Raw genomic sequence first — 3,156 nt, 5'->3', positions numbered from 1 at the left:
CCGATATCCGTTAACCGGCCCTCGGGGGACACGCGACTCGTTGCAGCGTGAGATTCCGGTCCGCCCGCGGCGCCGGGTCGATGCTGGGGGCAGGCGTTACGGGAAGGCGGGACGAGCATGGCTGTTCGTATGCGGGAGTGTGACGGTGAGTATCGGGTCGATGGCGACTGGGATGGTCTGGATGCGGCCAACGCATTCCTGGCACACCTGAGCGGTCGCGGTTTCAGCCCGGCCACGGTGCGCGCGTATGCATTTGATGTCGTGAATCTGGCGAGGTTCCTCAGCGAGCACGGTGTCGTGCTGGATGCAGTGGATGCGCCGCTGGTGTTCGACTGGATCGATTGGCAGGGAGTGCGCCGCCGCGGCCCTTCGGGTCACACGCAGCGGGCGCGCTCGGCCGCGGCGTCGACGGTCAACCGCCGGGTCGCGGCAATACGCGCGTTCTTCGAGTACCTGGTGATGACCGGGCGTCGTGGCGATAATCCGGTGCCATCGCCGCGCCGCGGCCAGGGACTGCGCCGCTCAGAGCGTGGTTTACTGGGCCACCTTGGTCCCGGAAGGGCCCGCACCGGTGGCAGGCTGGTGCGCCAACCGCGGCTGCTTCCCGAATCGCTGCCGGCCAGTGATATCGAGGACTTCCTTGCCACGCTGGGCACGCATCGGGATCGGGCGATGGTGCTGGCGATGCTGCTGGGCGGGTTGCGCTCAGCAGAGGTTCGTGGCCTGCTGCTGGCCGATGTGGACATGGGTCGGCGCCGGCTGCGGGTGATCGGCAAGGGCGGCAAGGAACGCCACCTGCCGGTGGATGCGGCGTTCTTCACCGAGGTCGCGGCCTATCTGCGGTGGGAACGCCCACCCGGGCTGGCGACACCGCAGTGCTTTGTGGTGCTGCGCGGTCCAACGACCGGCGCGCCGATCAGTGCGGCCGGGCTGCGCAGCCTGTTTCGCCGCCACCGGGAGCTCTCCGGGGCGACCCGGGTGCGTCCGCACCGTCTGCGGCATACCTACGGCACTGAATTGGCTTCGGCGGGAATCGATTTACTGACGTTGCGGGCGTTGATGGGACACGTCTCGCCGGAGACCACATCCCGCTACGTGCATCTCTCGGTCGAGCAGCTCGCCGCTGAATATGGTGCTGCCCGCGCGACGTTGGCGGGAGTACCACGATGACCGTGACCGCCGTGGGTGTTGACACCGATGCCCTGCTGGGTGACTACCTCGATTACGTCGCGGGTCTGGGTCTTGCTGAGCGGTCGGTCCGCGACCGGACCCGCATCGCACGCGAATTCGTGTCCCGCAACCCGAACCTTGCGCAGTGGATGGTTCTACCCGCTGCCCAGCGGGCCGCCGAACTACGGTCGAGCCGAGCGTGGCCCCTGGTGTGTTACGCGATCGGCACCGACCGAATCCGGCTCGATGTCGAGTTGGCCGCGATCAAGCAGCTGACCGGACTCGGCGCGGTGCTCGAAGCGCGGGACCCGGTCGGGTTCGCGACGATACGAGATGCGGGGCATCGGCTGGGCTGGACCAGCTCCTGGGTCGAAACCGTGCTCGGTGAATGCCTGGCGGTGGTACTGGCCTGCCGGGGAGGGCTGGTCGTCGACCTGACCGAGCAAGCGATCGAGGAGTTCGATGCCGCGCTGGCCGCCAGCTCGATCCCGCCCTCGTCGCGGCGTGCTTACCGGGCGCGATTGGCCAGCCTGCGCCAACTGCTGTTCGAGACCCGGGTACTCGACACCGCACCGCGGCGGCGAGCGTGGGCGCGCAGCCTTGAGCAGCGCTTCACCGACGTCGCGATAGCCGGACCTATCCGCGAGACCCTGCTGCGCTACATCCGTGTTCGTGCCGCGGTGCTGCGCCCGAAATCGGTGGAGTCGCTGATCAACGACCTGTTACCGTTCGCCGAATACCTCGCCGCCGACCATCCCGAGATCACCTGCTTGAGCTTGCTGGACCGGGCCTGCATCGAGGACTACCTGGTCTGGAACCGCACCCGCGGCTGGCGCGGGCAACGCGCCGCCGCCGGCGGCGGGCGCACCATCTCGACCGCGGTCGCACAATCGGCGGTGCTGAGCCTGCGCAACTTGCTCGATGACATCACCGGATGGGGCTGGCAGCAGGCACCACCGCGCCGGCTGGTTTTCGCTGCCGACGTCCCCAAATTGGATCAGCCGCTGCCGCGTGCACTGGCCCCCGACGCTGATACAGCGGTGATGAATGCCGTTGCCAGCCTCGATGATCCGTTTGCCCGCATTGGTTTGACCGTGCTGCGTGGTGCCGGGCTGCGAGTCGGCGAGCTACTCGACCTGGAACTGGGCAGCATCGTCGACTACGGGCCCGCCGGCACCTGGTTGAAGGTGCCGCTGGGCAAGCTGGCCACCGAACGCATGGTGCCGCTATCGGCAGCCACCATCGCCGCCCTGGATGAGTGGGCATCCCAACGCGGGTCGCACCGGCCGTTGGCCCATCCACGCACCGGGATGCTTACAGACTTCCTGTTCACCCACCATGGGCGCCGCCTCGGCTACACCCGATTGCGCAACGGGCTGCTGGCCGCTGCCCAAGCCGCCGGCCTGCGCGCACCCGACGGCAGCGTTCTCGTCATCACCCCTCACCAGCTGCGCCACACCTGGGCAACCGAACTCGCCAATGCCGGGATGAGCCTGCAAGCACTGATGGCACTGCTCGGGCATGTCACCCCACAGATGACGATCCGCTACGCCAGGCTGGCCTCACCGACTCTGAAGGCCGCCTACGACGAGGCGATGGGCAAGATGCGCCGCCAGTTCACCCTCACCCCGGTCGGCAAACCCATCCTGCCCGACAAGGTCGGCTGGCTGCACAGCGAGATGCTCAAAACCCGTGTTGCACACGGCTACTGCGCCCGCCACCCAGCCGCCGGCGCCTGCCCCTATGCCAACATCTGCGAAACCTGCGACAACTACATCACCGCCCCAGAATTCCGTGACGCCCTGACCGATCAACTTGTCGATGTCCAAGCCCTCAAAACCGACGCCGAGACCCGCGGCTGGACCGACGAAGCAGCCCGCCACGACCGCGTCGCGGACGCCCTCACTGACCACCTCCAACGCCTCAACCGCTGAACCCCCGACCACAACGGGTTGCCCTGCTCACGAGGGCCGGATAATCGAGCGG

Annotated in this window: 2 protein-coding genes; both read left to right on the top strand. The window is 67.7% G+C overall.

The features are described 5' to 3' along the window. The first annotated feature begins 117 nt into the window (after positions 1 to 117). Positions 118 to 1,170, top strand: coding sequence for a tyrosine-type recombinase/integrase (locus N416_RS0112725; protein WP_024442492.1), 1,053 nt, complete (start codon positions 118 to 120; stop codon positions 1,168 to 1,170). Then, positions 1,167 to 3,104, top strand: a complete 1,938-nt coding sequence (locus tag N416_RS0112720; protein ID WP_024442491.1) for a tyrosine-type recombinase/integrase — start codon at positions 1,167 to 1,169, stop codon at positions 3,102 to 3,104. The genes N416_RS0112725 and N416_RS0112720 overlap by 4 nt, the downstream gene beginning before the upstream one ends. The last annotated feature ends 52 nt before the right edge of the window (positions 3,105 to 3,156 follow it).

Origin of the sequence: Mycobacterium sp. UM_WGJ (genome assembly GCF_000455125.1) — a bacterium.
Taxonomy (GTDB): Bacteria; Actinomycetota; Actinomycetes; order Mycobacteriales; family Mycobacteriaceae; genus Mycobacterium.
The sequence above is the reverse complement of the archived record's forward strand: the minus strand, read 5'-3'. Positions and strand labels throughout refer to the sequence as shown.

Bases quoted from the DNA above. Each gene is read 5' to 3' on its own strand.
- N416_RS0112725 (WP_024442492.1), top strand. From the start codon at position 118: ATGGCTGTTCGTATGCGGGAGTGTGACGGTGAGTATCGGGTCGATGGC.
- N416_RS0112720 (WP_024442491.1), top strand. From the start codon at position 1,167: ATGACCGTGACCGCCGTGGGTGTTGACACCGATGCCCTGCTGGGTGAC.